This is a genomic window from Desulfobacterales bacterium (assembly GCA_028704555.1).
In the GTDB taxonomy this organism is placed as follows: Bacteria; Desulfobacterota; Desulfobacteria; order Desulfobacterales; family JAQWFD01; genus JAQWFD01.
On the sequence record JAQWFD010000008.1, the window covers coordinates 1 to 26,707 of the forward strand.

22 protein-coding genes are annotated in these 26,707 nt (G+C 46.4%); 11 read left to right on the top strand and 11 right to left on the bottom strand.

Features of this window, described 5'->3' with window-relative positions; all coding sequences use genetic code 11:
* The 10 genes from PHQ97_04605 to PHQ97_04650 form a co-directional block, all read right to left on the bottom strand.
* Positions 1-232: DUF6444 domain-containing protein (locus tag PHQ97_04605; GenBank protein MDD4392017.1), on the bottom strand; the 232-nt coding region annotated here is incomplete at its 3' end.
* Between the two features lie 280 nt (positions 233-512).
* Positions 513-1,106, bottom strand: a complete 594-nt coding sequence (locus tag PHQ97_04610) for a hypothetical protein (protein MDD4392018.1) — start codon at positions 1,104-1,106, stop codon at positions 513-515.
* Positions 1,107-1,257: 151 nt separating this feature from the next.
* Positions 1,258-2,436, bottom strand: a complete 1,179-nt coding sequence (locus tag PHQ97_04615) for an FprA family A-type flavoprotein (GenBank protein ID MDD4392019.1) — start codon at positions 2,434-2,436, stop codon at positions 1,258-1,260.
* Between the two features lie 83 nt (positions 2,437-2,519).
* Positions 2,520-3,962 (bottom strand): TolC family protein, encoded by a 1,443-nt coding sequence (locus tag PHQ97_04620; GenBank protein ID MDD4392020.1) that lies wholly within the window; start codon positions 3,960-3,962, stop codon positions 2,520-2,522.
* A gap of 20 nt (positions 3,963-3,982) precedes the next feature.
* The gene (locus PHQ97_04625) at positions 3,983-5,092 is read right to left on the bottom strand and encodes an ABC transporter permease (GenBank protein MDD4392021.1); all 1,110 of its coding nucleotides are present in this window, start codon (positions 5,090-5,092) and stop codon (positions 3,983-3,985) included.
* Between the two features lie 24 nt (positions 5,093-5,116).
* A complete protein-coding gene (locus tag PHQ97_04630) occupies positions 5,117-6,250 on the bottom strand; it encodes an ABC transporter permease (GenBank protein MDD4392022.1) in 1,134 nt (377 codons plus the stop codon).
* Positions 6,247-7,221: an ABC transporter ATP-binding protein gene (locus PHQ97_04635; GenBank protein MDD4392023.1), complete on the bottom strand. Its 975-nt coding sequence runs from the start codon at positions 7,219-7,221 to the stop codon at positions 6,247-6,249. Before PHQ97_04635 ends, PHQ97_04630 begins: the two co-directional genes overlap by 4 nt.
* The gene (locus tag PHQ97_04640; GenBank protein ID MDD4392024.1) at positions 7,214-8,155 is read right to left on the bottom strand and encodes an ABC transporter ATP-binding protein; all 942 of its coding nucleotides are present in this window, start codon (positions 8,153-8,155) and stop codon (positions 7,214-7,216) included. The genes PHQ97_04635 and PHQ97_04640 overlap by 8 nt, the downstream gene beginning before the upstream one ends.
* The gene (locus PHQ97_04645; protein ID MDD4392025.1) at positions 8,152-9,318 is read right to left on the bottom strand and encodes an efflux RND transporter periplasmic adaptor subunit; all 1,167 of its coding nucleotides are present in this window, start codon (positions 9,316-9,318) and stop codon (positions 8,152-8,154) included. The genes PHQ97_04640 and PHQ97_04645 overlap by 4 nt, the downstream gene beginning before the upstream one ends.
* Before the next feature lie 54 nt (positions 9,319-9,372).
* Positions 9,373-9,975, bottom strand: a complete 603-nt coding sequence (locus PHQ97_04650; protein ID MDD4392026.1) for a TetR/AcrR family transcriptional regulator — start codon at positions 9,973-9,975, stop codon at positions 9,373-9,375.
* A gap of 331 nt (positions 9,976-10,306) precedes the next feature.
* Here PHQ97_04650 and PHQ97_04655 point away from each other — a divergent pair, with 331 nt between their 5' ends.
* Positions 10,307-10,570: a hypothetical protein gene (locus tag PHQ97_04655; GenBank protein ID MDD4392027.1), complete on the top strand. Its 264-nt coding sequence runs from the start codon at positions 10,307-10,309 to the stop codon at positions 10,568-10,570.
* A 231-nt stretch (positions 10,571-10,801) separates the two neighbouring features.
* On the opposite strand, the gene arsB is transcribed toward PHQ97_04655, so the two are convergent.
* Entirely contained in the window at positions 10,802-11,992 is a 1,191-nt protein-coding gene (gene arsB / locus PHQ97_04660) for an ACR3 family arsenite efflux transporter (protein ID MDD4392028.1), read from the bottom strand.
* A gap of 118 nt (positions 11,993-12,110) precedes the next feature.
* On the opposite strand from arsB, the gene PHQ97_04665 reads away from it, so the two are divergent.
* The 10 genes from PHQ97_04665 to PHQ97_04710 all read left to right on the top strand — a co-directional run bounded on the left by PHQ97_04665 (position 12,111) and on the right by PHQ97_04710 (position 25,448).
* Entirely contained in the window at positions 12,111-12,287 is a 177-nt protein-coding gene (locus PHQ97_04665) for a hypothetical protein (GenBank protein ID MDD4392029.1), read from the top strand.
* Between the two features lie 321 nt (positions 12,288-12,608).
* Entirely contained in the window at positions 12,609-13,745 is a 1,137-nt protein-coding gene (locus PHQ97_04670) for a Fic family protein (GenBank protein MDD4392030.1), read from the top strand.
* A 117-nt stretch (positions 13,746-13,862) separates the two neighbouring features.
* On the top strand, positions 13,863-14,444 hold the full coding sequence (locus tag PHQ97_04675; protein ID MDD4392031.1) for a DUF4125 family protein: 582 nt from the start codon (positions 13,863-13,865) through the stop codon (positions 14,442-14,444).
* Between the two features lie 85 nt (positions 14,445-14,529).
* Positions 14,530-15,417 (top strand): site-specific integrase, encoded by an 888-nt coding sequence (locus PHQ97_04680; GenBank protein MDD4392032.1) that lies wholly within the window; start codon positions 14,530-14,532, stop codon positions 15,415-15,417.
* Between the two features lie 974 nt (positions 15,418-16,391).
* Complete coding sequence (locus PHQ97_04685) at positions 16,392-17,942, top strand: type I restriction-modification system subunit M (protein MDD4392033.1); 1,551 nt, start codon at positions 16,392-16,394, stop codon at positions 17,940-17,942.
* Positions 17,939-18,964 (top strand): virulence RhuM family protein, encoded by a 1,026-nt coding sequence (locus PHQ97_04690; GenBank protein MDD4392034.1) that lies wholly within the window; start codon positions 17,939-17,941, stop codon positions 18,962-18,964. Before PHQ97_04685 ends, PHQ97_04690 begins: the two co-directional genes overlap by 4 nt.
* Before the next feature lie 4 nt (positions 18,965-18,968).
* Positions 18,969-20,096 (top strand): restriction endonuclease subunit S, encoded by a 1,128-nt coding sequence (locus tag PHQ97_04695; GenBank protein MDD4392035.1) that lies wholly within the window; start codon positions 18,969-18,971, stop codon positions 20,094-20,096.
* A complete protein-coding gene (locus tag PHQ97_04700; protein MDD4392036.1) occupies positions 20,086-23,229 on the top strand; it encodes a type I restriction endonuclease subunit R in 3,144 nt (1,047 codons plus the stop codon). Before PHQ97_04695 ends, PHQ97_04700 begins: the two co-directional genes overlap by 11 nt.
* A gap of 1,262 nt (positions 23,230-24,491) precedes the next feature.
* Positions 24,492-24,857, top strand: a complete 366-nt coding sequence (locus tag PHQ97_04705) for a helix-turn-helix transcriptional regulator (GenBank protein ID MDD4392037.1) — start codon at positions 24,492-24,494, stop codon at positions 24,855-24,857.
* On the top strand, positions 24,858-25,448 hold the full coding sequence (locus PHQ97_04710) for an ImmA/IrrE family metallo-endopeptidase (GenBank protein ID MDD4392038.1): 591 nt from the start codon (positions 24,858-24,860) through the stop codon (positions 25,446-25,448).
* Positions 25,449-26,707: the final 1,259 nt, after the last annotated feature.

Genomic DNA, 26,707 nt, shown 5'->3' on the forward strand with positions numbered 1-26,707 from the left:
CACCTGCTTTATTATCCTTTTTCTTTTTCGGTTGCTTTTTTCTGTTTGGATCGGTCGATGGCGGCTTGCTGCTGTTTGTACTGTTTAAATTTAAACGATTGGCAAGCAGAGTGATTATCAGAATCAGAATTTCAAACATTGATTTCGTGGCCGCTGACAGTTGCTTGTCTTCGCGAACAAGGTTATGGGCCTTTTCAATCGTGGCCTCGATATCAATATTTTCGATCTTCATTCGGTTCCGGTCCTGTGTCAGTGTTTTTATTAAGGCTATTATAGCACAGGTTTTGAAACCGAAATTTTCAGCTCTGTAATCGATGCTACAGCAATAAAAATAAATAGATGAAAGGGGTGTCGTATTTAGCTGAAAACACCTCAGATTGCCCTATCGGATTCATTATTATCGGAATACGACAATAAAGTCATATCAAGTTGAATTTTAAAATTTTTCAGAAAAACCCTGTCAAGTCTTTTTTTAGCTACTTTTTGTTTTTTCGCTGAATAGTTACTAAATATTAATCTTCAACCACTTCTATTACCGCATTCCCATTTTCAAATATGATCTTCACCATTTCTTGAAACCGTTTTGGGAATATTTTTTTAGTTTCTGGTGTAGCATCCGGACCAATTGCGCTCATCAATATTTGCATAGGATTTACTACTTTTCCCGGATGATAATTTATACCGATTTTTTTTCTGGTATCAAGACGTGTAAAGCGAACATCGGTATCAATGGGAGCATTGTAAAACAAAAGGTCCCTTCTATTAAATTTGCCACCGGGAATCCCTCCAAAGCCATAATCAGTCGTTGCTCCTGTAATATTGGAAAGTACACATCCCACAACGCCTGAATGATCTTCGGTGGGCGATTTTTTTATTTCGACCTTTATTTCTCCTCTTTTGGGTACCTCATCTGCGTACAACGCCTTAAGACCTTTCAATGCCATTAAGTATCCCCCAGCTACTGTTGCACAACTGTGCCCTGCCATTTTTACGATATCTATGTATGTAAGTTCAATAATTCCATCCTCATTAACGCCAAGGAATTTAGCTAATTCGTCTTTTAAAAAAATACTTTCAATTTCATCAAAAAACTTTAGATATTTCATGTTATACGACCTCTCTTTTCAAATTTACAAAATAGAATAGCACGAATAGCAGGCATCCAAAAAATAGCGTAACAGGATCACGGCACACCTTGGTGTGTAAAATGCCGAAAAAGTTCTCAGCAAGACGGATTTCCCAATGGTTCACCCGTTATTATCTGAAACCGTTTTCTTTGTGTTTCTGTGCGATTGCAGTTGCCAGATTATCCAGGGCATTGAATGCCTCCTCCGTGGGTACGCCTTTACACAGCACAGGATCAATGACTTCCACCTTGAGGTTGGGAATCATTCCGGCAAGTATCTCCACGGTCTTGCCGCCCCACCCATAGGAACCGATAATGGACAGAAATTTGGTATCTGGGCGCAACGCATTTGCCAGAAACGCGGCATAGGCCGCATAGGGATGCGGGCCTGCCAGCACGGTAGGCGTGCCGACGACAATGGTTGCTGCGTCCACCAGGGCCATGGCCAGTTTGCCGATATCGGTTACGGCCAGGTTGAACGGCTCGACCCTTACGCCCCTATCCACCAATGCGGCAGCCAAATGATCGACCATCCGCCTGGTGCTCGCGTGCATGGATACGTGCGGCAACACCACTGTATTTCGAGGGGCTCCCAGGGTCCAGTCGCGATAGGCATCGATAATAAATGCCGGACGTGGATACAGTTGACCATGGCCCGGAGCGATCATTTCTATATCGTAAGATGCGAGTTTTTCCAGATTTTTTTTAATCATACCCCTGAAGGGCATCATGATTTCGGCATAGTAGCGCTTGGCCGCCTCATGAACACGGCCTTCGTCCGTGACGAAAAGATCGGTTGTGGCAATATGGGAACCGAAGAAATCACAGCTGAACAAAATCTTGTCTTCTTCCAGATAGGTCACCATGGTCTCGGGCCAGTGAACCCAGGGCGTATAAATAAACTTCAACGTTTTATCACCGAGAGAAAGCGTCTCCCCGTCTTTGACGGTAATGAAAAAGTCCTCAGGTATTTTCAAAAGATCGATAAGCATTCCCTTCGCTTTGGGAGTTGATATGAGCTTTGCGTCAGGGTATTTTTCAAAAACCTGCATGATGGTTCCGGAATGATCCTGCTCTGCATGGCTGGAAACAATGTAATCGATCTTCGGTATACCCTCAAGCTGTGCCATGAATTCCTCGGCCATGGGCGGATCAACCGTGTCGATCAAAGCCGTTTTTTCGCTGCCTTCAATGAAATAAGCGTTATAGCTGGTTCCATCCGGAAGGGGGATAAGGGCGTCGAACAGACGACTGTCCCAATCGACAGCGCCCAACCAATAAATGCTTTCCGTTATTTTTCTTTTTTGCATGTAAAGGCCTCCTTTACTATAATGATTTTTGTTGGTTATCAATATATCATATAGTCTAAATCTATTGAAGGCTGCAAACGTTATCAGTCGCCATTATCAAGAATTGTTCCCATCGCTCGATCAAGGGCAGCGCGAGCAGAAAAATAACTCCAGCGCGCTTCCACCAGCACATATTCGGCTCGCGCCAGGGTTGTTTGTGCATCCAAAAGATCCGTTGCCGTTGCCGCCCCGGCCCCATACCGCTCCCGGGTCATACGCATGCTTTCTCTGGCGTCCCGGACCACCGCCTCAGAAGCCTGAGTGGCTTCATGGGCCTCCTTAAGTTTCGTCTGAGCGCCCCAGACCTCTTCCCTCACTTTAAGAACCAGATACCGAATCTCGGCCTCCGCTTTTGCCAATTCGTGTTTTGCCCTCGACACATCGTGGCCGCGCTTGAAGCCTTCGAACAATGGCAGCGCAATACCGACTCCCGCAGACCAATCCTTATCCTCCGGCAAAAATTCAGAATCTCGATACCCATAGCCTCCGTTGGCGGTTATGGTGGGGCCAAAAGCGCTTTTAGCGACATCGATTGAATTGCGGCTGGCTTCGATTCGATGAAGTGCGGCCTTCAACTCAGGACGGCACTCAACAGCCTGATTGAGTACTCCAGTAACGTCAATCTTGTCAGGTGACTCCATATTTCTATTTTCAACATCTAAAGCAACCGTCATTTCCACCGAAAGTCCCATGGCGGTGTTGAGGCTTCCGCGCGCAAGGCTGATCGCGCTATCGGATCTCACCAGTTGCAGCTTTGCATCGGCAACCTCGACCTGGGCGCGAATAACGTCTGCTTTAGGCACCGCGCCTGCCTCCCAGCGCTCTTTCGTTAACCTCAAATGATCCTCTGCCCGCGTTCTGTTTTGCCCGGCAACCACTTGTGCTTCCGTGGTTGATATCAAACTGAAGAATGCCTGATGAACAGCCATGGCAATATCCTGCCGGATACTCGCTTCTTCCTCTTCGGCCAGGCCTTGCCTGGACAACGCGATTCGTAATTGGGCCGCACGCCTGCCGCTGTCAAAAAGCAGGTAGCTTGCGCGCAGACCGGAGGACCAGTCATCGGTGGGTCCGATCACAGAAGGTTTTCCCATGCCTGATAATCCCTCGGGCAGAAAGGCATGGGTTTCCCAGCGACGATAAGCAGCATCAAGACCCACGGTCGGGTAATATGGGGCCTTGGCCATGCCGACGCTTTCACGCGCGGCGGCGACGCCCTCTTGGGCCGCCCGGCGGGCAGGATTTTTATCAAGTGCAATTCGGACGCATGTCGCAAGTGTCAATGGCCGTTTCTTCATCATGGTTTCATCGATCAGGTCCGCCTGGGCCGGTACACCAGGAGCTGACTTATCTTCCTTCTCAAGGCTGGAATGGACCATATAATCCTCAATTCGTGCTGTACGAGGAGGATCGATCATAGCGCAACCGGTGGCCGTAACGGCTAATAAGGGTATTATGGCCCAGAGCCATCGAGATATTATGATCATCGGGAATCTCCTTTCATCACTCAAGCCAATGTTTTTTGAAATCTTTTTGAAGCCAGCCACAAAATGACCATTCCCATCACCGCCAAGGCGGCCATCTGCGGCCAAAGAACACCCAGTCCAACCCCTTTGAGAAAGATGCCCCGAACGATGACAAGAAAGTACCGCAATGGGTTCAAATAGGTCAGCCACTGGATCATCGCAGGCATGTTCGCTATTGGAAACATAAACCCGGACAGCAGCACCGCCGGAAAATAAAAGAAAAAAGTGCTCATCATCGCCTGCTGTTGCGTCTCGCTGACAGTGGAGATTAGAAGCCCCACGCCCAGTGTGGTCATCAGGTACAAAGCCGTGGCGACAAAAAGCATCAGAAGGCTGCCGCGAATCGGCACCTCGAACCAGAAAACACCCAGTACCGTGATGAGGACAACGTCGGCAAAACCGATGAGCGCGAACGGAATCGTCTTGCCGAGAATGAACTCGACAGGTGTGATGGGAGTTACCATGATTTGTTCCATGGTGCCGATCTCCTTTTCACGTACGACGGCCATGCTGGTAAGCATCAGGGTAATGAGCATGACAATGATCGCGATGACCCCCGGAACATAGAAATTACGGCTCTCCAGGTTTTCATTGAACCACGCTCTCGTCTGAAGTTTTATGGTGGCAGGCTTTAAGGCCAATCCTTTGAGGCGGCTGAATCTTGTGGCCAATATCTTTTGTGAAAACGCACCTGTGATCTTGGCGCTGTAGTTAAGCACGATTCCGGCTGTGTTCGAATCTGTGCCGTCAACGATAATCTGAAGGATCGCGGTCCGCCCGGCCCTCAAGTCGTCCTCAAACCCCTTGTTCATTTGTAAAACCGCACGGACATGTCCGCGATCCACCAGTTCGCGAACAGGGTCTGGATTCGTGGCGTAGGCCACAATATCGAAATATCCTGACTCCACGAAACGCGCAATGAGATCACGACTGGCCACGCTGTTGTCCAGGTCAACCACTGCGGTCGCCACATGCTTGACATCGGTGGTAACCGCATAGCCGAAAACCAGCAGCTGGATGATGGGCATCAGAAAAATGACGCCTTTCATCCGCGGATCCCGGAAAATCTGGATGAACTCTTTGATCAGCATATGTTTGATGCGTTCTATCATTGCTTACACCAGTTTCTTTTTGAATTTTACATTTGCCAGGATGATCATCATGACCCCGAATATCGCCAGCAGGCCGGCTTCAATGAAAAGAACCTGCAAGCCGATGCCTTTCAGATAAATACCTTTGAGCAGGGCCACAAAGTACCGGGCTGGAATCAGATAGGTGAGCAACTGGATGGCTTTTGGCATGTTGCTGATCGCGTACATGAACCCGGACAGAAGAAACGCCGGGAGGAAAGTCATCACCATGGCCAGCTGACTGGCCAGCAACTGACTCTTGGTGACAACGCTGATCACCATGCCCAGCGAAAGCGCACCGGCAAGGAAAATCGCGGCCATGGCAAAAAGAAGCGCGATGTTTCCCCGAAGCGGCACCTGGAAAAGAAACTCGCCCATGAGCACCGCCAGCAGGACGTCAAACATGCCAATGGCGAAATACGGCAGAAGCTTGCCCAGTATCAGTTCCTGGCCTTTTACAGGTGTTGAAATCAGTTGTTCCATGGTGCCGCGCTCCCATTCACGCGCCACGGTAAGAGACGTCAGCAGGGCTGCAATGACCATCATGATGACTGCGATCAGGCCGGGGATGATATAATTCTTTGACTCCAGGTCCGGGTTAAACCAGACCCGCGGCCGCACATCTAAAGGCAATGCCAGTTTGATTCCTCCCATGCGGCGAATCTTGTCGAGGGCAACATCCTGCGAGTAGACCATCGCCAAAACATCGGCATACCCCATGGCAATTGTAGCCGTGTTTGAATCACTGCCGTCAACGATCAGTTGTACGGGTGCTTCCCGGCCCGAATCAATTTTTCCAGCGAAACCCGTGGGGATGACCAGGGCTGCAAGTGCCCTGCCTGAGTCGACAGCGCGTTCAAGCTCCCGATAATTCGTAACATACGCCTGCAACGAAAAGTAAGGCGAGCCTGTGAAGCGGCTGACAAACTCTCGGCTCACCTGCGAACCCTCCTGGTCCCAGACCACCATGGGGACATCATCCACGTCCAGGGTCAGCGCGTAACCAAAAAGCAGGAGAAGCAGCATGGGGATGGCAATCGACATACCCAGGCTGCGAGGATCTCGGATGATGTGTATGAACTCTTTGCGGGATATCGCCCATATTCGAAGTGTGTTCATCGCCGCACCTCTTCTTGAGGTTGTTCAGCCCGGTCCCTGCTTTCAATCAGGGAGACAAAGACATCTTCCATTGAAGGTACAATGCGCTCAACCTTTTCTATGGGATAGCCTTGCTCGGAAAGGGTCGTATGAATCGATTGGAGCGCTTTTCCATGCGATGCGGTCACCACATGAAGTCTTTTTCCGAAAAGAGCGACCTCTTTGACATCGGGTAACCTGGCAATCAGATCCATGGCTTCTTGCGGCCGTGGGCATTGAACTTCCAGCACATCATCGTGCATCTGCTCCGTCTTTAGAACTTCCGGGGTGCCAATGGCGATCAATTCACCGCGGTAAATCAACCCCAACCGGTCACAATACTCCGCTTCCTCCATGTAATGCGTCGTGACAAAGATGGTTACCCCTTTACCGGAAAGTTCGTAAATCAAATTCCAGAACTGTCGGCGACTGATGGGGTCGACACCCGAAGTGGGCTCATCGAGAAAAATAATGGGGGGCTCGTGCAGCACCGCGCAACCGAGTGCCAGGCGCTGTTTCCAACCGCCCGAAAGGATTGACGTGCGAGAGTGGCGGTGTTCCGTCAACCCGGCCATTTCGATCACCCATTCTTTGCGATCCTTTTTCTTTTCCCGAGAAATCCGATAAATGCCACTGTAAAAGTTGATGTTTTCCTCAACTGTCAAATCGTCGTAAAGGGAGAACTTTTGACTCATGTAACCGATGTTCGCCTTGATTTCTTCGGACTGAGTGCGGATGTCAAAACCCGCCACGATGCCAGAGCCGCCGGTGGGAGCGAGAAGGCCGCAGAGCATTCGGATCGTGGTGGATTTGCCGGCGCCGTTGGGGCCGAGGAAACCGAAGATCTCCCCCCTGGCCACATCGAAACTCACCCGATTGACCGCGATGAAGCTGCCGAAACGCCGCTCCAGATTTTCGACCACGACCGCTTTAGTGTTTTTCACGCTATCCATGGGCGCTGTCCTCCTTCTCAGCCCCAAGGACCGAGACAAACACATCCTCCAGTGCGGGTTCAATCGGCCGCACACCGATAAATTCAAGCCCTTCTCCGCCAAGAATCCGTTCAACATCGCGGGCCGTTTTTTCCGGCGCGGCAGTCACCACATGAACCTTGTCACCGAAGAGGCTGACCGCGTCAGCGCCAAGTTCTTTCCGAAGAACAACCGTGGCGCGACGGGGTATGGCGGCGCGAACTTCCAGAATCGTGCCTCGCATCAAGCGCTTCAATTCGTCCGGCGTCCCCACGGCAAGCAGCTTGCCCTTGTGGATAAGTCCGACACGACTGCAACGCTCAGCCTCATCCAGGTAGGCCGTGGAAACAAAGATGGTGACCTTTTCCCTCAGGAGCTGGTAGAGAATGCGCCAGAAATCGCGCCGCGAAACCGGGTCCACGCCGTTGGTGGGTTCATCGAGAAACAATACCTTTGGTGTATGAATCAAGGCGCAGACCAGTCCCAGTTTTTGTTTCATCCCGCCGGACAGATTTCCGGCGTGGCGCTTCTTAAAGGGCGTCAGGTTGCTGAAAGATAACAGCCGATCAATTTTTTCCGCCCGGCCCTTGCGCGGCACGCCATAAATATCCGCATAAAAATCGATATTTTCCATGACAGTCAGATCCGGATACAAACCAAAACGCTGGCTCATGTACCCGATTTCCTCCTTGATCGCCTCTGCCTCGCGCACCGTGTGGTGGCCGGAGACCCATCCCTCGCCCGCGGTGGGATCCATGATGGCGGTCAGCAGCCGCATAGTCGTCGTCTTGCCCGCGCCGTCCGGGCCGACGAGACCAAAAATCTCCCCATCAGTTACTGATAAACTAAGATGGTCAACCGCGGTGAAACTGTCAAAGACCTTGGTCAGGTTCTCGGTTCGGATGGCATCCATCATTTTGCTCCCGGGCCAAGCACGATTTCAGCTTCCGCCGGCATTCCGGGCTTCAGCTCCATGTTCGGGTTCGGGATATCGATTTTGACGCGATACACAAGTTTTACCCGCTCCTTTGCGGTCTGCACGTTTTTCGGTGTGAATTCAGCTTCTGAAGAGATGAAGGAAACGCGTCCCTCGTAAATTTTCCCTGGATAAGTGTCCGCAGAAACGCGAACCTTTTGACCCTGCTTGACGCGTCCAAGGTCGGTCTCGTTGATGTAGGCCCGAAGCCACACGTTTTCAAGATCACCCAGCGTCACCACGGGTGTGCCCGGAGCCACGTATTCGCCTGGTTCAACATTTTCAGAAAGGACCATTCCGGAGAAAGGGGCGCTGATCGTCGCGTAGCTTAACCGAATCTCCGCCATTGTCCTGGCAGCCGTTGCCTGTTCAACCCGGGCGCGGGACTGTTCGATGGTTTCTTTGCGGGGACCCTTCTTAAGCATTTCATATCGCTGCTGAGCCTCATTAAGGGCAGCCCGCGCCTGATCGATCTGTTCCTTACGAGGCCCGGCCTTAATCAGCTTCAGTTGTTCTTGCGCTTCGCGAAGGCTTGCCATGGCGCTTTCATATTCAGATTTGGCACGGTCAAACTCACGCTGTGAAATTGTTTCCCCTTTCAGCAGCTTTGATTGCCGATCGAATTCGATCTTCATGTGAGCCACATTGACGCTCGCATTCTGCACGCTGGCATTCGCCGCAGCGACCTCCTCCGGCCGCGATCCCGCAAGAAGCTCATCCAGTCGTGCCTGCGCCTTTTGCATAACCGCTTGACCCTGTGCAATCTCTTCCGGGCGATACCCCGCTTCCAATTCGGCCAGAAAAGCTTGTGCCGCTCGAAGTTCGGCCTGGCGAAGCGTAACGTCCTGGACCAAATCCAAGCTATCCATACGGGCTATAATTTGATCGGATTTGACCCGTTCGCCCTCGGAGACCAACCGTTCGAGGACTCGGCCGGCGATCTTAAAGCTGATTTCCGCATCTCGGACTTCGATGTTTCCCGAGATACGAAGAAGACTTGGATCGTTGTGTGACCAATGCCGACCGTATTGCAAGATGATTATGACGGCTGCAATAAGCGCCATGACCGACAGGAGGATGATCAATCTTTTTTTCTTGGACATGGTTGGGCCTCCTATGAGGAGAATAATCTGTTAAAAACAAAACCGACACCGGCTTTAAGTGTTCTTTGCAATGCACCGAACGAAAGCAGGCCAGGCATTTTCCACATGTGCGTTCATGTCAAAGTTACCCTCGGAAACATTCCAAAGAACCGCGGCGGGCAGAATCATACCCAGAAACATGACGGATGCCGCAGTCGAAACGACGTTCTCACGGATCGAGCCGTCCTGTATTCCTTCTTCAACGATCTTTTGAATCTTACTCAGATAACTGGTTATAATTGCGGCTACCTTAGCCTTTCGCTCGGGGTGTCCGGTATAAATTCCATCCGAAAACACGACGAGCGGGATGGCCCGGTTTTCGCTCAGCATGCGGGCGTGTCGCATCAATAAGGATTTGAGTCGCGGCAAGGCCCCAGGCGTTTCCTTCCTGACTTGGGTGACGTTGCCCAACAAACGGACTTTGAGCAACTCCAGCACCGCGTCCAGCACATCATCTTTGCTTTTGAAATGACGGTACAGAGCCGACGGCACGATACCGACCCGTTCAGCGATTCCGGCAATACTCAGGGCGTTGACTCCTTCAGCGCCGATCAGTTCGAGGGCCGCCCCTATGATCTGACTCTGTCTTGCTTCTGTTTCTGTCTTCTGAGCTCTCATTTCACGACTCCGATCTGTAGAATAGTGATTCACTATTCACAATAGTAAAATTCAGATCTTTTCTTGTCAAGTAAAAAAATTGCTAATCGTATTATTCCACCGTAATGATCCGAATTAACGATGTTTATGCGTTTTACCAGAAGGTATCCTTGGCAAATCGAAATCATTGGATAAAGCGAGATTTCGAGAAAAAGCTATGATTCAATATCTGGCTCACCCCGCCAATTCGCCTGCGAGAGAATTGAGCGCTTCTTGCGCCTTCTGTAGGATGAGGGCCGCATAGTTGTTGGCGCTTCTCAGTTCGCGATACGCCATGACGATGTTGCGCTCGATGATGAAGATCGAATTTGCACGATATTACAATAAACGTCACAACCGCAGGGGCTATTTTGGGGGAGACCGGTTTAAAAGCGTTATTGTGGATAAGGGCGAGACGCTCGTAAGGTACTCGATGAAAAAAAGGTTTTGTGCTGACCCGTGCGGACCGTTTTCGGTACCGGACCCGGTATTTCACCAATTCGGGCATCATCGGCTCCCGGAAGTTTGTCTCCAGGCATTACCAGAATTTCAGGCACCTGTTTCAATCGAAAAATGAAAAGAAGCCAAAGCCTGTAAAAGGGCTTCCCAAGATGTATTCTCTCAAGCGGCTTTCCGAAAATATCGGTTCATATTCCGTTATGTATAATTGATGGGCACGCTTCGCATCGCCCATCCTACGGTTTGTTGCGTAACACGACAGAATCGTGCCAGTTCTGCATAATATACCTGCCCACATTTTTTTGGTAGGGGCACTATGTGAATGAAACGATGAGACTTGGAGAGAATGTTAACGTGAATACCTGAACCAGGACTGCGTACCAAGACAAATCTTAACCAGCATGAGCATCACCGGAACCTCGATGAGTACGCCCACCACCGTGGCCAGCGCCGCTCCGGATGAAAGCCCGAAAAGCATGGTAGAAGTAGCAATTGCCACCTCGAAGTGATTGGAAGCGCCGATCATGGCCGCAGGGGCAGCGTCTTCGTAACTCAGCTTAAGCACCCGCGCCAACCCGTATCCCAACCAGAAAATCAGCATGGTCTGAATAAACAGAGGAATGGCGATCCAGACAATGGTCATCGGATTGGCGATGATAACCTCACCCTTGAATGAAAACAGGAGCACGAGGGTGGTGAGCAGTGCGATGATGGTAATCGGTGTGAGTACATGCAGAAATTTTTCTTTAAACCAGGTTTCCCCTTTGGCGGCGATGATCCATTTGCGGGAAAAATAGCCGGCCACCAACGGCAACGCCACATAAATGCCAATGGAAAGCAGCAGTGCCTGCCACGGCACCGGCAAACGTCCGACACCCAGCAGAAAACCGCCCAGCAGGCCGTAAAGGAGCAGCATGGCCAACGAGTTGATGGCCACCATCACCAGGGTCAGCCCATCATTTCCGCGGGCCAGAAAACCCCACACCAGTACCATGGCCGTGCACGGAGCGATGCCGAGTAAAATGCAGCCGACCAGATAACTTCGCCACAGGGGGACTTCCAGCATTTTAACACCCTCCACCAGCACAACGCTGCCGGCGCCATGGATGGATCCCACCGGAAGGTTGAGGCCAAACGGCATCTTGACCAGATCCGTGGCATCCGGTCCGATAAAACCATAGAACAGAGTGCCGAGAAAAAAAAGTGAAATGGCGTACATGGTAAACGGCTTGATCGCCCAATTGATAAAGAGTGTGAGAAAGACAGGCTTTCCACTCCTGCCGGCCTTTATGACTTCGGCAAAATCGATCTTTACCATGATCGGATACATCATGCAGAAAAGACATATGGCGATGGGAATGGACACCACCGGTGCGCCGTTAACCGATATTGAAAGGCTGTCAAGATACCGGGCCATGCCAGGCGCCATCTTGCCCAGCAGGATGCCTGCCACAATACACAAAATCACCCACACGGAAAGAAAACGTTCGAAAACGCTGGTCATCCTGCGTGCATGGGTTTGAATCGCATTGTCACTCATCGTCTATTTCCTCCTTTTCATCGTTTATAAGGACAAGAAAAAAACGCTTTGACTGCTCTGTTTTCGGACAAGATAATGTGATTATACCACCTGTTCGTGAATAAGTATCCCCTATAGGATGATAAAATCCCTGAATAAAGCCAATGCGCCCCAAAGCATTTCGGATACGGATTTCAATTTCATTCTTGATGTTTGCTGGGAACAGCTCGCCCTGTTCGCCTTTGAAAACCACATGGAAAACGGCCGGCCCGATTCGAATTCGGCCGGGATAATCGCATCCTATGACCCGGTCTGAGACATCGGTTTCAAGTATCTACGGCCGACCGGCAATATCAGAACAGCACCCCACGCTCCGCAGTAGTCCAGCGCCACCATTTAAGACTCTGCAGCAATACGGAACCCGATCACAAACAAATTTATACGCTTGCCCATAATGTGCTGTGGCCACTTTATTGCTACAGCTTTTTCAAAAAAAGCTTTAAATTTTTATACAAATAATATGGGTTATTTGTCATTTTTATAACAATTTTATTGACAAAAAAGGCCCATCATTTAATTATTATTTTAACAAATAATTTTACATTTTACCCGGCATCTTTAAAGAGGAAGGCACTAAATGGAGAATTACAAGCACATATCCTTCTACAAGCGATGGAAAATCACGCCAGACTGTTCTTTTATTTTGGGTGAATGTAATGCATTTATACACGCGCTTTCAAACACGCCTTTAAAGCCGGAATATAGAAACAAGTTACTTGAAGTATCACTCATAAAAGGCGCCCAGGCGACAACGGCAATTGAAGGAAATACTCTCAGCCAGGAAGAAATAGAAAAAATTAACGAAGGTTGGAAATTGCCACCAAGCAGAGAGTATCAAGAAATTGAGGTAAAAAATGTAATTGAGGCTTTTAACACACTTTTGCGAGAAATCGTTTCAGAAAACAAAACTAATATATTGACTCCTGATCTAATAAAAAAATTTCATTATATGGTAACGAAAAATTTAGGTAATCATTCTGATGCGATTCCAGGAAAATACAGGTGCGATAGCCGAGTTGTTGGAACTTATTTAGCCCCTGCTCACAAACATGTTCCAGAATTGATTGAAAATCTTTGCAGCTGGCTTAAAAAAGAATTTCATTACGAAAAAAGCCAACATTTTAAAACCGCTGTTGTTCAAGCAATTATAACTCATGTTTACCTTGAATGGATTCACCCGTTTGCAGATGGAAATGGTCGGACAGGCCGTCTGCTTGAATTTTATATTTTATTACGTGCAGGCTTGCCAAGTATAGTTTCACATATATTATCAAACTTTTATAATCAAACCAGACCCGAATATTACAGACAGCTTGATAATGCTATAAAAAAGAATGACCTGACAGATTTCATAGAATACGCTGTGCTGGGTTTTAGAGATGGTTTAAACGAAAATTTAAAAATAATCCAGGAAGGTCATTTCATTATATTTTGGGAGAATTATATCTATGAAAAATTCTCGAAGATCAAATATACAAAAAAAAATGCCTTTAAGAGAAAACGCGAATTAATGCTTAAGATGCCTATAGATCGTGAATTATCTCTTAATGAAATTTTAGAATTAACCCCAAGTATTGTAAAAAAATATGCGACTCTCAAACAGACTACGCTTGTTAGAGACATCAAAGAGCTACAAGCTCTAAATTTATTACAAAAGATTGGCAAAAAATATCGCCCTAACACCGACATTCTTAAGGCAATGATACCGAGTTAAAAATCATAATCTACGAATCACTGCAGCAGCTTCACAGAAAAGGCTGGTATGAAATTCCGCGTTTCTTTTCCCCCTGTAAGCAAAGCAGTACTTGATAAACATGTAAAAGAGGTTGAAATGGAAAAAAAACAAAAACTTATCCAGGAAATCATCGACAGAGAACTCGATATGTTTCTCAATGTCCACGCCCGAGAACCGGCATCCTGCCAGGAAAACCCGGGGGCTTTCCGATTCTACAGGGGGGTCTCGTTTTCAGTTTGGTCCGAAGCTGCCCTTGAGAGCTATCGGGATGACCTCATCCGGGCCGATGCCAAGGGGCTAAACCTGTTGACCCTGAAATATGCCCGCATGGAGAACAGTATTCCACCACTCAGTAAAAATCCGCTGATTGACCAAATCGTGGAAATCGAAATCGTTTGGACCAAAGAGCTGGCAGCAAAATATCCCAATCTGCACAGCCGGGGGCGCCCCATTGATGAGGATGGCCCAGGAGGCACTTCGATGAAAACCTACCTGCGCGGTGAGCTGGAGACATACTCGGACAATACGCTGGCACTGTACTATAAAAACCTGATGCAGTTTCTTGAGCGAAAGGAAAACCTCGCTGAAAAGGTGCTACTCGCTACGGTCATTGGTGCCGGTTATGAATCGCTCCAGAAGGCCGAGGACAGACTCCTCGGTGGTGACGCCGGTGTTTAGGTGTTTAACAAGGATTTTTTATGTCGTTTATAAAAGAGACGGAAAGATAGTCGAGGCCAAAGCAGGGAGACAGTTCAAAAACAGTATGACGGCAGCAAAAGCGGCATTATACCGAGCTCGATTGATCGAAGCCAATGCCTATACGCCACAAGAGAAAAGGAAGGCCGAGAAAGCGGCTAAAGAGGCCGAGAAAAACCGCTGGACCATAAACAGATTGTGGGATCTGTATTGTGAAAACAATTCCCAAAACAAATCTCTGAATAACGAAAAACTGAAATATGAAAAGTATCTGCGGGCCGGACTTGGAGAAAAAGAACCTGGCAAACTACTACCGATAGACACAGAGCGTCTCAGGCTGAAATTGCAAAAAAAAGGCAAGCTGACCATGGCGGCCAGAGTGCTTGAACTGCTGCGGCGGTCAATTAATTACGGGATAAAGCGCGGCTTGGTTCCCCCAATCAGTTTTAAAATTGAAGTGCCACGGCTGAATAATACGACTACTGAGGATTTGAGCCCGGAACAAATTAAAAAGCTTATGGAGGTTCTTGGCGCGGATAAAGATCAGACCGCGGCAAATGTAATGAGGCTTGCCCTGTTTACCGGCATGAGGCGCGGCGAGATATTTAAACTCAAATGGGAAGATCTTGACTTCAGGCGCGGCTTTATCACTTTGCGAGACCCCAAGGGCGGTGTAAATCAGTCAATTCCCATGAACGATGAAGCCCGGGGCGTTTTTGAGAGTATTAAGCAGGCTGATGGAAGCGATTATGTTTTTCCAGGCAGGATCCCGGGGCAGCACCTTACCGATTGTCATAAAAGCTTTGTCCGCATTGCAAAGGACGCCGGTTTTCCCATGGGGTTTAGACCGCTGCACGGATTACGCCATGTATACGCTTCCATGCTGGCTTCAAGTGGTGAGGTGGACATGCACACGTCCTACAGCGGCTTCTTTGCCATAAAAGCCCACTCATGACGCAACGATATAGCCATTTACGGGACGATTCACTCCGAAAGGCATCTAATCTTGCCGGTAGTATCATCAGCCAGGCCGCAAATCAAAAAGAGCCTGAACAAGTCGTGAATCTGGAGGATCGACGGAAATAACCATTTAATTCAGAAATAACATCAATGGTTACTAAAAACCGACGGTGATATAAATATATCGGCGATATTGTATTTTTTATAATATTTTAAGATATTTATCTTTAGGCCAAGGCTGTTAAAAGTCTTGGCCTTTTTTGTTTTTACATAATTTTTTATACACATGCAGTATGTAAAATCAAAATGTGGCTGAAGCTTCACGCAGAGTTGCTTGAAGAGCGGGCATTGATAGATGGATACAGGATGCTGAAACTTAGATAGATTCAGAGTGTTTATTGATAAGCCTGGGCAAACCGAGAAAATGCCAACGTCAGAACGCCTGCATTAAACGGGTCTTAAAAATCAAACGAGAACAGGCCACCCCAAACGCCACTGGCTTCACCCTGAATCCGCCCGGCGGAGTGCGATGTTTTTGTGGAGCGGTTCATCACAGCATAGCAGGAACCACACAAAATCTTTCATATAGTGGCGGTTCTGGCTCAGAAATGATATGTCCTCATTGTCAGACGAGAGGATCCGTAACCACTAAGAAAGTTAAGAAGAAGAAAGGCATCAGTGGGGCCAAAACAACCGGAGCCCTTCTCACTTTTGGTTGGTCTCTTTTTGCGACAGGCTTGTCTCGTAAAGAAGAAGAGACTGAGGCGCACTGCGGCGCTTGTGGCGCGACGTGGCATTACTCGTGATCATGTATTAAAAGTACATAAAAGCGGCTAACGACCGGGTGCACTGGATCGCCCAAACGGCGGGCTCCCAGTGACCCAGGCGTTATCTGCAAAAAGCAACCAACTCTGCGCCAGAGTGTAGTGTTATGAAAAAGTGGCAAAAACTAAATCAAAAGGACAATAGATGAGTAAAGAACAAGAACGCGCAGAACTACACCGTACCATCTGGCAGATTGCCAATGATTTGCGTGGTAGTGTCGATGGCTGGGATTTTAAGCAGTATGTGCTTGGAATGCTTTTCTATCGTTTTATCAGCGAAAACCTTACCAATTATATCAATGCCAATGAACCTGAAGAAGGTTTTGAGTATGCTAAACTCTCCGACAGTGATGCTGAGTTTGGACGCGCAGATACGGTAAAAGAGAAAGGCTTTTATATTCTGCCCAGTGAGCTTTTTTTTAATGTGGCTAAAAATGCCGCAAATGACTCCAACCTCAATGAAACCCTTGCCGCTATTTTTCGCGATATTGAAAGTTCCGCCAAAGGCACTGAGAGTGAAGATGACCTCAAGGGGCTGTTTGATGATCTGGATGTCAACTCCAATAAAATAGGCGCTACCGTAGAGAAGCGTAACAAACAACTGGCCAAACTGCTCACTGCTATTGCGGGATTGAAACTTGGCTCATCTAACAACACCATCGACGCTTTTGGTGACACTTATGAATATCTGATGAGCATGTACGCCTCCAGTGCCGGAAAATCAGGGGGTGAATTCTTTACCCCGCAGGAGGTGAGTGAACTTCTGGCGGAGATAAGCACCGTGGGTAAAACACAGGTCAACAAAGTGTATGACCCTGCCTGTGGCTCCGGCTCTCTGCTGCTTAAATTTGCCAAGGTTCTGGGCAAAGAGAATGTGCGGGGCGGTTTTTATGGACAGGAGATCAATCTGACCACCTACAACCTCTGCCGCATCAATATGTTTCTGCACGACATCAACTACAACCATTTTGATATCGCTAACGGAGATACCCTGATCGATCCCTACCACTGGGACGATGAGCCCTTTGATGCGATTGTCTCCAATCCCCCTTATTCGATTAAATGGGAGGGCAAAAACAACCCGCTGCTTATCAACGATCCCCGTTTCTCCCCCGCAGGTGTGCTGGCCCCGCCCAGCAAGGCAGATCTTGCCTTTACCATGCACATGCTCTCCTGGCTCTCAACATCAGGCACAGCAGCGATTGTTGAGTTCCCCGGTGTGCTTTATCGTGGTGGTGCCGAGCAGAAGATTAGAAAATATCTGATAGACAACAACTATATTGATGCGGTGATCCAGCTGCCGCCAGATCTGTTTTTTGGTACCACCATTGCCACCTGCATCATCGTTTTAAAAAAGAGCAAAAAAGACAACAAAACCCTGTTTATTGATGCCTCTGCCGAGTTTGTCCGCGGTGGCAATAAAAACAAACTCAGTGATGAAAACCGCCAAAAGATTTTAACGGCCTTTAAAAACCGTGAAGACAGTGAATATTTTGCCAGGCTGGTAGATAACCAGAAAATCGGCGAAAATGACTATAACATCGCCGTCTCAAGTTACGTGGTGCAGGAAGATACCCGCGAGATGATTGATATTCAAAAACTCAACGCCGAGATTGTCGGCATTGTTGCCCGGCAAAATGAACTGCGTAAAGCGATTGATGAAATTGTCGCTGATTTGGAGGGAAGCCGGCAATGAAAGAAAAGCAAAAAAATAATATCCTTATTTATAAAACCGAAAACGGAAAAACGGACATTACCGTTCGTCTTGAAAACGAGGATGTATGGTTAAGCCAACAACAAATGGCGGAACTCTACCAAACATCACGAACGAATGTCGTCGAACACATCAAGCACATTTTTGAAGAAGAGGAATTGGCCGAGGAGACAACCTGTCGGAAATTCCGACAGGTTCAAAAAGAAGGCGGCAGAAATGTAAAAAGGGAAATTCCCTTTTATAACCTCGATATGATCATTTCCCTCGGGTATCGGATTAAATCCCGTATTGCCACCAGCTTCAGGATATGGGCGACAAAACGATTGAATGAGTACATCCGCAAAGGTTTCACCATGGATGACGAGCGGCTTAAAAATCTGGGCGGTGGAAACTACTGGAAAGAATTACTTGAGCGTATCCGTGATATTCGAAGCAGTGAAAAAGTGCTTTATCGGCAAGTGCTGGATCTTTACGCTACGAGTGTGGATTACAATCCAAAAAGCAACGAATCAATTGCATTTTTCAAAACCGTGCAAAACAAACTGCACTACGCCACCAACAAGCAGACAGCCGCAGAGACTATTTACTCTCGCGCCGATGCCGAAAAAGATTTTATGGGACTCTTAAACTTTAGCGGTTTAAGACCCACCAAAGCAGAAACCGCAATCGCCAAAAATTATCTCAATGAAGATGAGCTGTTTCGCCTGAACCGCATGGTGTCGGCATTTTTTGACCTTGCTGAAATCAAAGCCAGGGAACATACCCAAATGCGGATGAAAGATTGGGTGGCGGAACTTGATAAATTTGCCGAAATCTACGGCAAAGGCGTACTTGCAGATGCAGGAAAAGTAAGCCACAGGCAGGCAACAGAAAAAGCCGAAAATGAGTACCGACAATATCAGGTAAAAACACTCTCTCCTGTAGAAAAAGCCTATCTGGATAGCATTAAAACCGTGCAGAAAAAGATTGAGAAGAAGGCAAAAGATGAGAACCGCCATGACTAAGCCCATGAATAAAATAGACCTGCCTGCCGCGCCAACGGCGCAGGTAGGGAAATTGATTGAGGAATTTTGTCCGCAGGGGGTGCAGTTTCGGGCATTGGGTGAGGTTTACAAGTTCAATTACGGAAAAGGGAATACTATTCCTACAGTTGGTGGTCAATATCCTGTTTATGGGAGCAATGGTGTTGTTGGAACACATAATGAGTTCAATAGTGAAAATTCTCCAGTAATTGGGCATATTGGCGCATATGCTGGAATCGTCAACTGGGGACATGGTAAACATTACGTCACATACAACGGAGTTATATGCAAAATAATAGCCGATTTTGTAACTCCAAAATATGCTTACTATCAATTATTGAAACAAGACTTTAATTCGATGGCGCATAGTGCATCCCAACCTTTTGTTTCATATGACATGCTCAACAAAGTCCAAATCCCCATCCCACCCCTCACCATCCAAAAAGAGATTGTCAAAATCCTTGATAATTTCACCCAGCTGGAAGCAGAGCTGGAAGCAGAGCTGGAAGCGAGAAAAAAGCAGTATGAGCATTATCGTGAGGCGCTTTTGAGCTTTGGGGATGATGTGGAGTTTCGGGCGTTGGGGGAGGTTTGTAAGTTTCTTCGAGGGTCAGCTATTACAAAGAAAAAAACGTCGGTTGGAGAAATTCCGGTTGTTGCAAATGCACCTGGACCTATTTGCTTCCATGGCGAAAGCAACAGAACAGGAGAAACAATTGTTGTTTCTAGATCTGGCGCTTATTGTGGGCTGGTTAGTTTTTGGAATCAGCCGATATTTATTACAGATGCGTTCAGTATTTATTTGGAAACTACTTTGCTTAAACCAAAATTTATTTATTACTTTTTGAAGAAAAATCAAAAAACGATTCATTCCATGAAGAAAGGTTTTGGAGTGCCACATGTTCGTGTGAAGGACTTTGAAACATACTCTATCCCCATCCCACCCCTATCCAAGCAAAAAGAGATCGTCGCCATCCTCGATAAATTCGATGCCCTAGTCAACGACATTTCAACGGGTCTGCCCGCAGAGATCGCCGCCCGCAAAAAACAGTATGAATACTATCGCAACCAGCTACTAACCTTTAAACCACTGGAGGCACAGGATGCCAACTGATTACAGTTACAATCTGGTTGCCCAAAACCCGACCAGCACGGTGGTGGCAAAGTATCCGCCAGAGGGTGTGAGTGAGGTGCGGGAAAAACGGGCAGAATATTACCAAAGCGAAGATGCCCTGGAAAAAGCGTTTATCAAGCAACTTGAACTACAGGCATACGAGTATCTACCGATCACCGATGCCAAGGCACTTGAAGACAATCTGCGAACCCAGCTGGAAAAGCTCAATAACTATTCGTTTACATCAAGCGAGTGGGAGCGGTTTTTTAATACGGAACTTGCCAACCCCAACCAGAGCATTGTTGAAAAAACCACCACTATTGCAGAAGACCATATCAAGAACCTGACACTTGAAAACGGCACGGTAAAAAACATCTATCTGCTGGACAAGAAAAACATCCACAACAATCAGCTACAGGTGATCAACCAATACGCCACTGATGCGGGGAAGCGATCCAACCGCTACGATGTGACGGTGCTGGTTAATGGTCTGCCGATGGTGCATATTGAGCTGAAACGTCGAGGTGTGGCGATTACCGAGGCGTTTAACCAGATTAACCGCTATGCCCGTGAGAGCTTCTGGGCAGACAGCGGACTGTTTGAGTTTGTGCAGCTCTTTGTTATCTCCAACGGCACCCATACCAAGTATTACAGCAATACCACCCGTGCCAGGCACATTAAAGAGGGCGGCAAATCTACTGCAAAAAAAGGCAAAAAAAGCAGCAACAGTTTTGAGTTTACCAGTTGGTGGGCGGATGCCACCAACAGGCCCATTACCGACTTGATGGACTTTGCTAAAACCTTTTTTGCCAAACATGCCCTGCTCAATATCCTCACCCGCTACTGCGTGTTTACCTCAGACAAGGAGCTGATGGTGATGCGACCTTATCAGATCGTTGCCACCGAGCGTATTCTCAGCCGCATAGAGATCAGCACCAACGCCAGAACTCTGGGTAAATTAGAAGCGGGGGGTTATATCTGGCACACCACAGGGTCGGGCAAAACGTTGACCAGCTTTAAGACAGCGCAACTGGCAAGCCGACTGCCTCATATCGACAAGGTGCTGTTTGTGGTGGATAGAAAAGATCTCGATTATCAAACCATGCGCGAATATGACAAGTTTGAAAAAGGGGCGGCCAACAGCAACACCAGCACTCAGATTCTTACCCGACAACTTGGAAACCCGAATGCAAACATCATCATCACCACGATTCAGAAGCTGGACCGTTTTATCAAGAAAAACAAAGGACATGCGATTTTCAGTGATCATATTGTGATTATCTTTGATGAATGCCACCGCAGCCAGTTCGGTGATATGCATACCGGCATCACAAAAACATTCAAAAACTATCACCTGTTCGGATTTACCGGCACACCGATTTTTGCAAAAAATTCCAGCTCCGGTGGTAGAGCCGATCTTAAAACCACCGAACAGGCTTTTGGCGACAAGCTTCACACCTATACCATTGTTGATGCCATTGCCGATAAAAACGTTCTCCCCTTCAAGGTGGATTACATCTCCACCATGCGGGAAGAGGAAAATATCGAAGATAAGAAGATAAGCGGTATTGACCGTGAGGCGGCACTCTCATCTGCTGAACGTCTGAGCAATATTGTGGGTTATATCCTTGAGCATTTTAATCAAAAGACAAAACGAAATAATAAGTTTTATTTTCATCGTGTCACAAAAAATATCAATGAAATTGTAAGTGCGAAAGACCGGAGAAAAGTTGAAAGGATTATGGCGCAAATTCGCCTGTCGGGGTTTAACTCTATTTTTGCTGTTTCATCCATTGATACCGCAAAAAAATATTATGTTGAATTTAAAAAGCAACTTGAGGGCGTGCCCAGTGACAGGCAGCTCAAAATAGCCACCATCTTTAGTTATAGTGCCAACGAGGAGGAGACAGACGGGTTTCTTGATGATGAAAACTCAGAAAACACGACAGGGCTGGATGCCAGCTCACGAGATTTTTTAGACAGTGCAATCAGCGACTATAACCAGATGTTCGGCACCTCTTATGATACTTCAACCGATAAATTTCAAAACTACTACAAAGATTTAAGCGAGCGGGTAAAAAACCGTGAAGTGGATATTCTAATTGTAGTGAATATGTTTTTGACAGGTTTTGACGCAACCACCCTGAATACCCTGTGGGTGGATAAGAATCTGCGCCTGCACGGTTTGCTGCAGGCCTATTCACGCACCAACCGAATCCTGAACAGCGTTAAAACATTCGGCAATATTGTCTGCTTCCGCAATCTTGAAAAAGCCACCAACGAGTCAATAGCCTTGTTTGGTGATAAAGAGGCTGGCGGTTTGGTGCTGTTAAAATCGTATGATGATTACTACAACGGCTACCAGAATGAGGATAAAGAGGTTCGAGGCTACAAAAGCATGATTGACGAACTGCTGGAAAAATATCCTGCAGGTGAGCAAATCATCAGCGAACAAGCCCAGAAGGATTTTATCAGACTCTATGGCGCTATTTTGCGGATGCGAAATATTCTGACCGCTTTTGATGAATTTACGGGCAATGAGATTTTAACCGAGCGTGATTTGCAGGACTATCACAGCAAATACATTGATCTCTATAACCAGTTACGCAAAACCGGTGAGGCAGACAAAGAGAACATCAACGATGATCTGGTGTTTGAAATGGAGCTTATCAAGCAGATAGAGATCAACATTGACTATATTCTCTCACTGATTAAGCAGTATCACGAAAAACATACGGAAGATAAGGAGATTCTGGTTGATATCAATAAGGCGATTGATTCAAGCGTTGAGCTGCGTAACAAAAAAGAGCTTATCAACCAGTTTATTACCTCTCTTGACGTGGGGGCAAATATTGATGAAGATTGGCAGAAATTTGTCAACAAGCGGAAAATTGAGGAGCTTGAGCAGATTATTAGAGATGAAAACCTTAACCGTGATGCCGCTTACACCTTTGTGAACAATGCTTTTCGTGATGGTTATATTGCAACCGGCGGCACCGCTATTACAACGGTTATACCATCTGTATCCAGGTTTAGTAAAACGGGTGAACGAACCCAAAAACGAGAGAGCGTTCTAAGCAGGCTTACTCAATTTTTTGAACGATTTTTTAATATCTCCAATGAGGCATTGTAGTGAATACAGATAACGAATAAGGTTAGATTGTGAGAGCGGAGCGAACCACAATCTAACCTTATTCGATAGGCAGGAACGGCGGCTTGGCAGGAAAACGTCTATTAAACGTATAGTAATTTGACGCCATGAAATTATAGACTTTCAGATTTTTATCCAGTGTTGGCGGGGGTTTTCGGCAAATAGAACCGACAAAACACCTTCACGGGTTATAGACACGACGCATGACCGCTTTTGACCAGTAGGGGGGCAAATCTCTACATCATATGGATGATAAACCGTTGTGCCAGCTATTTTCTTGCGAGTACAAAATAACGATAAGAGCGCGGCACTGATGGAGATCCCGGACCCCAGGCTGTCCCGGCAGGAGTTCACGACGTTGAGGAGCATTGCCGGGATTGGCTACTGAAGAGCAATTCCCTTATACACAATGAAATATGATCTACATATCCGAAGAAATCTATTTATTCAGGTATTGGCAAGTTATGTTGCGAGTTTAGATATGTTGTGAGTTTTAATTTAATTCCATCTCCTTCCTTGTTTTAGCCTCTTCATGTCCTTTACGCAAATATTTTATATTATCCCTCGGGTTGTCTGACTCAATCTCGACGATAAACAGATAAAGGTACATTCTATATTTATATCAATTACTGAGTGCATGTTAAGTAACGAATAGTGTAACGCCTATTGGGAACTTTTTTTACACAACATACCCCGCCTATAATAATTTGAAATACCCCGCTGAATAAGCCGCTTAAGCATATTTTGCTAAGACGAAACGAACCGTTACACTATTTTGTGAATTGGAAAAAATAGGCGTTACACTATTCGCATCTTAATAAATACATTTTTAAACCGCCGCTAACAAACTGCGAGGCCGGTGACAATTCATGCGCCGAATTTACCGAAAAGAGCATAATTTACCCCGTTTTCGTTTTCCACTGATAACTGGATCAAAACGGTCAATCTGATATTGAAAATGAAAATCAGCTCGATACTATATATAGATTTTATCTTTTTTTGCATAACAATATATAGTGTGTTCATATTTCTAAAACCAAGAAAATGCAAATTTTTCAAATAGTTATACTATATTCTTATTTATAAATCATTATAACCCTCTTTATTTTACGCCGATTTCGACGTATTATTCTCTTGACACCTGATATTACGATATTATATTGTTAATAAAATTACGCCAGAGTCGGTGTAAATGATTATCAAAAAATTTTTAACCCTTTAACCGGAAAAAGGAGGCGGCGGCGATGAAAAGCTTTGGTAAAGCACTCAAAAAAGCAAGAACGGCCAAGAGAGTCACTTTGCGCATCCTTAGTGAGCATGTCGGCAAATCGGTTGGTTATTTATCAGACATCGAAAATAACAGAAAAAGGCCTCCGGTGCTGGATATTGTCGAGAAGATGGAGGAATGCTTGGGGGTTTATGATGGAACTTTAGTTGCTTTGGCATCACAGATAAGAAAAAAAATCCCTAAAGAATGGACTGACCGAATCATGCTGACACCTAAACTGTCTGAAGCGTTACTCAGGGCCGATGAAGATCTTACTGATAAAGAATTTGACGACTTGATGAATTATTTCAAAGAGATCAAAAAAAAGAGGGAGGATGGATAATTGGCACGAAAAATTGTTGCTGCAAATCCCAGAAGCGGCCGCGACATCGATGCTTCGGCAAATAGAATTAATATAAATTTCCAGCCTATTACATTAAAACAGCCTGCTCCATTTAATGTAGAATCTTTTTTTGAATTTGATCTCGAAAACATTAGCGGTGTTAAACCGGATTATGGAAATCTTCCTTACGGAATTTATGGCATAACGGATTCCGAAAAGATGACATGCGTAATCTCATCTGAAATGATGGATGATCCTTTTCAAATGAAATTTGCTAGGTCAACAATTGCTCATGAGATTGCTCATGTTTTGACACATGTGCCTGAATTCAGAAAAAAAAGAGCCATTTTAAGATCTATCCACGATAATGATCACATGTCTTTACGTCTGCATAGGGAAGAGAATGTGCCGATTTACAGAAATCCCGAGTGGCAGGCTTGGAGGTACGCTGGTGCACTTTTGATGCCGGAATCCACTTTTAGAACAGCTGTAAAAGACGGTGCTAATGAAGGGGATCTGTCAGAACTTTTTCAGGTCAATCGTGCTTTTGTCCGTACAAGGGCGAGGGCTTTAAAAATTAATATTTTATAAGAAAAAAGGGAGCTTAGCAGTTACAGCTGCAAACAAGCTCCCTTTTTTGAAAATCACAGCAAACCAATTTTCATTCGGTATATGGGACACGATAGAAAATGGTAAATTCTTCAGCAGCTGGGCTGAGAACGGATTGCTGCACATTTTGTATAGGCATCGAAATAGTTGCATTGTGTGCCCGAGGTTGTCAAGAAAAATAGTTCCCTGATTGCGAGGTGCTTATGGCGAAAAATGCCAAACGCAGAATCGTTGGGTGGATCTTCCGCGCCTGGATTACCAGGAAAGACGGAACCCGTGATTGGGCTCGTGACCATGGCCGCAAGGCTTGGCGCATCCCAGTATATGGGGATTAACCTACGATAGAATTGTTTAAGCAACCGGGGTGTCCCCTCTCCTGCGAACAGAACGAGGGGTTTTAATTTATTTTATTAACCTTTTCTTGACAAAGGAAACAATTATTATGGCAAAAAAAAGTTTCAAACCAGGGCAAAAAGCACCGCGTTCAGGTCAGTATGGCATTATCGGACCCCGTGGCGGAGACACAGGCAAAGAGAGAACTGTCACAAAAAATGAACCATTACCGCCTCCGCCTAAGAAAGGCCAGCGATACATCCTGAATGACCCAACAAGACACTAACCATTTACAAAAACCCTGCCTGCATAAGTCAGGCAGGGATACTATGTCAAAAATTGCATATCACAGCCCACATTTAAACAATTTTCCCAGTCACGCCAAAGCATCAAAAGAGCTAATTGGAGTCGGGGCGTAAGAGGGGACGTTCGTGCAGAAAGTGCTTTGTGTAAATTGGGGCGGTGTTATATTTAAGCGTTTTTTTGTTTTTATCCCATTTTTCTAAATCCATACCTAAAAATTCCCGAATGCAGATACCTGCTATGTACTACAGGTTTCAAATTATCCAAAATATTGCGGTATTAATTTTATATCTGTCATCTTTCCGGAATCTATTCAATTATGATCACTGGCAATTTAAATAGATTCAATAAGGCACCTAAAATTTACGATTATGTAAAAAGAATTATCCTATCAGTTCTAAATAGCCGGTACAAACATAACAAATCCTAACCCGCTTAAAAATGAAGCCGTCAGCGTGTTACGACAGAGATTTTATGTCATGATCTATACTATCGTATATCCTTTAAATAAAACCCGATATCGGCCATGTGGTGGGCTTTATGGGCAGATGTCGCAACGCGTAGGGGTAACGGGCTTTTTTTGACAATTTAGGTGAATTTTACCC